This window comes from Bacillus sp. JJ1773 (genome assembly GCF_036962035.1).
In the GTDB taxonomy this organism is placed as follows: domain Bacteria; phylum Bacillota; class Bacilli; order Bacillales; family Cytobacillaceae; genus Cytobacillus.
Window position 1 is genome coordinate 127,567 of sequence record NZ_JBALNX010000033.1, and the last position, 6,793, is coordinate 134,359.

5 protein-coding genes and 1 pseudogene are annotated in these 6,793 nt (G+C 40.4%); 1 reads left to right on the forward strand and 5 read right to left on the reverse strand.

The features are described from left to right. Positions 1–77: 77 nt before the first annotated feature. Together V7127_RS09205 and V7127_RS09210 are read right to left on the reverse strand one after the other, a co-directional pair. Positions 78–1,037 carry an endonuclease/exonuclease/phosphatase family protein gene (locus V7127_RS09205; protein WP_335485145.1) on the reverse strand — a complete coding sequence of 320 codons (960 nt, stop codon included), beginning with the start codon at positions 1,035–1,037 and terminating at the stop codon, positions 78–80. A 158-nt stretch (positions 1,038–1,195) separates the two neighbouring features. Further along, entirely contained in the window at positions 1,196–2,695 is a 1,500-nt protein-coding gene (locus V7127_RS09210; RefSeq protein ID WP_335485148.1) for a malate:quinone oxidoreductase, read from the reverse strand. Positions 2,696–3,222: 527 nt separating this feature from the next. On the opposite strand from V7127_RS09210, the gene V7127_RS09215 reads away from it, so the two are divergent. Next, positions 3,223–4,182 (forward strand): hypothetical protein, encoded by a 960-nt coding sequence (locus tag V7127_RS09215; RefSeq protein ID WP_335485150.1) that lies wholly within the window; start codon positions 3,223–3,225, stop codon positions 4,180–4,182. A 293-nt stretch (positions 4,183–4,475) separates the two neighbouring features. Here V7127_RS09215 and V7127_RS09220 read toward each other — a convergent pair whose 3' ends face one another. The 3 genes and pseudogenes from V7127_RS09220 to V7127_RS09230 form a co-directional block, all read right to left on the reverse strand. Beyond that, on the reverse strand, positions 4,476–4,991 hold the full coding sequence (locus V7127_RS09220; RefSeq protein ID WP_335485153.1) for a hypothetical protein: 516 nt from the start codon (positions 4,989–4,991) through the stop codon (positions 4,476–4,478). 25 nt (positions 4,992–5,016) lie between these two features. Continuing rightward, positions 5,017–5,502, reverse strand: a complete 486-nt coding sequence (locus tag V7127_RS09225) for a hypothetical protein (RefSeq protein WP_335485190.1) — start codon at positions 5,500–5,502, stop codon at positions 5,017–5,019. A 354-nt stretch (positions 5,503–5,856) separates the two neighbouring features. Then, a pseudogene (locus V7127_RS09230) lies at positions 5,857–6,793 on the reverse strand (hypothetical protein); the annotation flags it as partial.

Genomic DNA, 6,793 nt, shown 5'->3' on the forward strand with positions numbered 1-6,793 from the left:
AAAGCTGCGGATCCAATTATCCGACAGCTTTTCATTTTTCCAAATTTAAACTAGGAAAAGTTCCAAAAAACTAATGATTACGGTAAAAATAAAATTCCAACCATTCCAGCATGATCAGAAGGCCAGAGGGCGGTTGGGGTTCTATCGCTTTGGTCTTCCCCTACTAATTCTGCACGAATTGGCATCCAGCCGTTATTAAATAAAATAAAGTCTATTCTTCTATTAAGTAAGGATAGACCATTTAACAGATCCGCGTCTTGACAACAAGTAAATCCGGCCCCTTGACCTGCTTCTTCCCAGACATCTTCAAATCCTTCTGATCTAAAATTTCCGTAAGTTGGTGTACCAGTGCCATCAGCATCCGAATTCAAATCTCCAAGGACAATCACCGGAAGATTGGTTTTTGCGGGCCCATTCAGTATTTCGTTCCCTTGCGCAATTTGGCCACCTTCAGAAAGAGGTTCCAAATGGGTGTTGATTACCCGGAAAACACGTCCATCTGCTTTAACATCAATGTATGACCATCCTCTAACAATCAGAAAGAGTTGTCCCCCAATGGTAACTTCCAGATTTTCTTGGAATTCCTCTGATATGGATTGAATAACGTGCAACCCGGTTTGCTTTCGGACTAAAATGGTGTTTCTGTCCAACAAAGATACTGAATTCCCTTCACTAGAAAGCAGTGATGCTGCAGCGTTATCATTAGTGGCCGCGACTTCATAATGTAATCCTATTTTTCTTAGTTCTTTTAACAGCAATTTAATAAAATTATATTTTACGATAGGTAAACTCGGTACAGGCATTACTTGCAGCAGCCATAGTTCCGCTTCTTGCAATCCAATGATATCAGGCTTATTCAATGCAATTTGACGGGCAATTTCTTTCACACGTTCAGGAAAATTAGTCGCTAGAAATTGACGAAATACCTCGGTTACACGTTGTGGAAGTTCATTAAACTCCGCAGTATAAATAGGTCCCAAGTCTGCACCTACATAAAGATTCCACGTCATAAATGTAATGCGGCCCTTCATTCCCATTTTATAAACTCCTTTTTGATCAAAGTAGTATATGTATATGGAATGAGAAACGGCATATAACCTAAGGGTGATGAATAGCGCGAAAACGATGAGTATAAAAAAGAACCTTCAATCTGTAGATAGATCAAAGGTTCTATATGTTTATTCCGTCCAAAAAATTAACTATGAACTAGTTCTTTTTCGACTAAACCAAGCGTTTCTGCTGTTGAAGTATGAATTTCGTGCAGAAGCTCCGGATTATCCATAAGTGACATGCTATAAGAAGGAATCATTTCTTTAATTTTCGGTTCCCACTCTTTCACATGTTGCGGGAAGCATTTATTTATGACCTCAAGCATAACGTGAACAGCAGTAGAAGCACCTGGAGAAGCTCCTAGTAATGCAGCAATCGAGCCATCAGCGGCATTAATCACTTCCGTACCAAATTGAAGCGTTCCTTTGCCAGCTTCCGTATCTTTAATCACTTGCACACGTTGACCCGCTACTACTAATTCCCAATCCTCAGATTTAGCGATCGGAATAAACTCTCGTAATTCTTCCATACGCTGTTCTTTTGATAACATCACTTGCTGGATCAAGTATTTAGTCAATGACATTTCTTTTGCGCCTGCCGCCAACATCGTTAAAACATTATTTGGTTTTACTGATGTGATTAAGTCCATATTTGATCCCGTTTTTAAGAACTTCGGTGAGAAGCCGGCAAATGGTCCAAATAGCAACGATTTCTTATTGTCAATATATCTTGTATCAAGATGCGGAACAGACATCGGTGGAGCGCCAACTTTAGCTTTCCCGTACACTTTTGCATGATGTTGTTCGACAACTTTTGGATTGTTACATGCCAGAAAAATTCCGCTTACAGGGAATCCGCCAATATGTTTGCTTTCGGGAATGCCCGTTTTCTGCAGTAAATGCAGACTGCCGCCGCCGCCTCCGATAAAGACAAATTTTGCTGTATGGCGTTCGATGTTACCGGTTTCCATATTCCAAATTTTCAATTCCCATAGACCATCACTAGTCCGTTTAATATCTTCAACTTGATGTTTGTATTTAACTTCAATATCTTGATTTTTTAAATGGTCAAACAACATACGTGTTAAAGCACCAAAGTTAACGTCTGTTCCAGAGTCAATCTTTGTTGCTGCAATAGGTTCATTCGATGTACGGCCTTCCATAATAAGCGGAATCCATTCCATTAGTTTTGCTGGGTCTTTAGAAAATTCCATCCCTTTGAACAATGGATTATTTGAAAGCGCTTCAAAACGTTTCTTCAAAAAAGTTACATTTTCTTCCCCTTGTACCATACTCATATGGGGCAATGACATGATAAAGTCATGCGGATTATTGATTAGCTTTCTGTTTACAAGATAAGACCAAAACTGCATAGAAAGCTGAAACTGTTCATTAATTTTGATAGCCTTGCTAATATCGATAGATCCGTCTGGTTTTTCGCTTGTATAGTTAAGCTCGCACAATGCTGCATGCCCTGTTCCCGCATTATTCCATTCGTTAGAGCTTTCCTCTCCTGCATTTTCGAGCTTTTCAAACACTGAAATTTCCCATTCCGGTACTAATTCTTTCAGAAGTGTCCCTAAAGTCGCACTCATGATTCCGGCACCAATTAAGATGACGTCAGTTTTAGTTTCGCTGTTGCTCATTTTAACCATCCCTTATTCCCAAAATTTGCAGAAAGGATGCAGGCTCTCCTTCTTAAGCGCCATACCAAGCGAAGGCGCGACCTAGTCCACACCGATTCTGTATCAATAATAAACTTATCGCAGTGTATCACATTTATTTATAGTATATCACATTCACTTATAAGTATAACACATTAATTTATAGATTAATATAATTACTATTATATGATAATTTTAAACTATTTAAAAGGTGAGAAAAAGTGAGAAGCTCACCAAAAAGAACCAGGTACACTCAAAAACCGAATCCTTAACCTAGCTTCTTGAAAGGAGAAAGGTTTTGGTTAGCCGTTACTTTGTTACTGTTCTACGAAACTTATTATAGAAAGTTTTTCATTTACTATTGTTAATAGAGAATTTAAAAATGCATAATTTCGAAATTGTGTTATTTAATCAAGAAGATTGTCCATTACGGAAAAGCTCTCATACGAATAAATTAAAGTAGGTAGAAGTTATTTTTCTACTTAAAACTTTTTAGAAGGAGGGTTTTTTTGGGTATTCGCAGAGATTTCCTCTATATTGGTGATGTAAGTGACAACACCGTGAAACGTTTCAACGCAGTTACCGGGGAATTCCATGGCAATTTTGTAACATCAGGAAGCGGTGGCTTAAACGGCCCAAATGGTCTTATTTTTAACCATTTAGGCAATCTCCTTGTCTCCAATCCAAAAGCAGATCAACCCGAGGAGAGCGGAAACGTGTTGAAGTATAATGGAAAGACTGGTGCTTTTCTTAGTGAACTCGTCACTTCTGTCCAAGAAGGCGCCTCGTTTACACCGCGAGGCATCATTCTCACGAACAACAATATCCTGTTTGTGGCAGACTTATTGGGCCCTAGCTCTGATGAAGGGTTTCAGCCAGGAGAAGTAAGATCCTATAATGGCACTACAGGGGAATTTCTAGGCAGTCTCGACCACTCTGGATTCAATGGACCATTTTTTCCACGCAGTCTAGTTATCGGACCAGACGGCTTGCTGTATGTATCCGTCCGTAACATTCCTGATCCGCTTAATGGCTGGGTGCTGCGCTTCGATCCGGAGACATTGGAGTTAGTTGATGTATTCATTACGAGCAATAACGTCAACAACCTCCAACGTCCTGAAGGCTTGGTGTTTGGTTCGGACGGTAACCTCTACATCACCAGCTTCCGGGCAGATGAAAATGACACCGACAAAATCCTAGTCTTTGAAGGTAAAACTGGCGCGTTTATCAAAAAGATTGACCTTGATGTAGTTGGAGAGCCCCGTGCCTTCGCGCAGGCCATTCTGTTCGGGCCGGGAGGAAAACTGTTTGTCCCCATTTCAGGAGACGGACCAGATACAGGTTCTGTACGGCGCTACGATGTTGAAAGCGGATCGTTTGATGTATTTGTTTCTTCAGGAAAATTAAATTTTCCATTCTATCTGACTTTTGGCAAAACCGATCCTGCCACGCTGAATTACGAGGAGTAAAATACTAGAAAAATACGAACCGGACCAAGGGCTTCCTATTTTAAAAAGTCAAAGGTAAGGTTCTATTGAAGAATAGAAAAAGGCTGCATCCTTGAGGTGCAGCCCGACTTATTTATGTTCAATGACGTACAAAACCTTTTTTTATTCATTTTCCCACCTCAGCTTATTAAAGTTACGATAGCACGCTGAAGAAGCTATCCTATTGCAAAAAGACATGACCTCTTGTCCCAGGTTCCCCATGTAGACTAGATTTATAAACAAGGGCTAACTTAACGTCCCCATTATGCTGATGGTTATTGGGAAGGAGGAAGCGTAATGGACTGCATATGGCTAGCTTGCAATGATTGAAAGGCTTCCTTCCCAAAAAACTGATTCATTTTATTCTCTATTTCTGTTAGCATCGCGTCATTTTCAAGTAGGGTGTCGCGGATGCCGTCTACAATCTTCATCGCGCTTGCCCCGCTGATTTGTTTACCGACTCGTTCCAGAAGAACCTTTGTATCAACAGAAAATCTCCGTGCAAAGCTATGGCACCTGACCATATTATTCCGAAGAAACTCGGAATATTCAGGTGTAAAAGCACGGCGAATACAGCCCCTCATCCCTGCATAACCGTAGGAAACCTCAGATGCGGCACGATAAAGCAAAATCATTCCATCTGCACGGCTTGATTCAGGATTCAGCCTTAGTTCCGTCATTAACGAAACTAAGCGTTTTACCACTATTGTCCCTCGTTCCGTTGCTTCCCACCAACCTAATAAAAGCCGTTGTTCCTCTTCACTCATCTGAACAGAAGCTTGATGCGGCATTCCTTTTCACCTCCTAAGTAGTCTACTAAAGACGCGGAATGGCCTGAACGTTTTGGACGCGTTTCAGAATCACATTCCATTCCTTCCCCAAAAGAGCCTTGCCGAACCTGTTAGCTTCATTAGTATGGTGTGCTATTTGCTGGTTTAAAAACCGACTTTGCTCGATTAATTCATAGTTTTCAGGGGTCGCTTTTTTTGCTACTAGCTCAAAATTAGGGCTTAATTGTTTTTCACTAATGCGCAATGTATCTAGATCCAAAACAAGCATTTCTTTTCCAAGCGAAATCGTTTCTCCATTGCGGAACCGCCTAATCGTTCCTCTGACTGCATCAAAACCGTAGCCGATGTCAGCTACAGTCGCATGGTACGGATTCAGCCCTGGTGCATTCCGTAACGAAGGAATTATGCGGAAACCCGTCGTAATGGAGCAAACGACTTCCTTAGCAGCCATCCCTTTCTCTAAAGAAGCATCAATAGCATCAAGGTAACCATTCCACTGACCTATATCCATCAATAAATACCCCCCTTTTCCTCCAAACTTCCCCATACTCATTAAATACGCCTTCAAGGTAGGATATTCAGTCCTATAATGTCCATATGAATAAAACTTGGTTTTCTCACAGGTATTTATTCCACCAAAGCATAGATAACTAGAAAAAAGAGAGGCCTCTATAGCCTCTCGTTCGTTACTAATAAAAGTAGATTGAAGGAGGGGGAATGCCCCCTCAATCTCTCTTTCCTTATCTAATTTATATGTTTCCGTTAAAGCTTGTACACTATCAAAAAAGGGAAATCTCTCAAAACAATCGTCAGAGACGCTTCATAGTGTGCATTCTTGACATGTATCACCGGAAGCGGCACAGCATTATTTGAAAAAATTCATAAAGCTAGAGTATGCAGTCACTAAATCTTTATAGTATCCAACCAATTTATCCATAATAGAGAATTTATTGAAGCTGTTAGTTTCTGTTGCATCTGTTTGATCATTTTCTTGACTTACTTCATCATGTTCAACATCTGTTGCTACTTGTTCTTCTTGAACAGGTGCTGGATCTACTACTTGATCTTCTTCTGTATTTTCTACTAAGTCTTGGTTATCTACAACTTCATCATTTTCCACATCTGTTGCTTCTTGTTCATCTTGAACAGGTGCTGGATCTACTACTTGATCTTCTTCCGTATTTTCTACTAAGTCTTGGTTATCTACAACTTCATCTGTTCCTAAATCAACCGGGCCATCTGTTGCATCATCCTCAGAAGGAATCGTTTCATCTGAGACAGGGGTTTCCTCAGTTGTTTCTAAAGCTGTATCTGTAGCTTCTTCTGACTCAGTCGTATTTTCAATGCCCGTATCCACTGGTACATCCGATAACGGGTCTGCCTCAATTTCTTGTGATTCCTCTTCAGCTATTATTTCAGAATCTGTTTGATTAAATTGCTTCTCAATGAGTTTTTGATAATATTCAATAAGACTTTGATAGTTACTACTGATGGATTGGTATGTTCCGACTACCCATTGTTCAAATAATCCATCATTTTCATTTGATACATTTTCGTCAGTTTTAGTATTTTCAGTTTCTGTGGCTTCTTCGTCTTTCGCTTCGTCAGTAGGTTCTGCTGCTTCCTCGCCTTGGGCTTCTTCTGCTGCATCATCTGCTTTTTCTTCTGACTCTGTATTTTCTGTGCCTTCTTCAGCTTGTGCATCATCAGCAGGTTCTGCTACTTCTTCGCCTTGGGCTTCTTCTGCTGCATCATCTGTTTTTTCTTCTGACTCTGCATTTTCTGTGCCTTCTTCAGCTTGT

Coding starts and splice junctions, on each gene's coding strand:
- V7127_RS09220 (WP_335485153.1), bottom strand. CDS start 4,991: ATGCCGCATCAAGCTTCTGTTCAGATGAGTGAAGAGGAACAACGGCTT.
- V7127_RS09225 (WP_335485190.1), bottom strand. CDS start 5,502: ATGGATATAGGTCAGTGGAATGGTTACCTTGATGCTATTGATGCTTCT.
- V7127_RS09210 (WP_335485148.1), bottom strand. CDS start 2,695: ATGAGCAACAGCGAAACTAAAACTGACGTCATCTTAATTGGTGCCGGA.
- V7127_RS09205 (WP_335485145.1), bottom strand. CDS start 1,037: ATGGGAATGAAGGGCCGCATTACATTTATGACGTGGAATCTTTATGTA.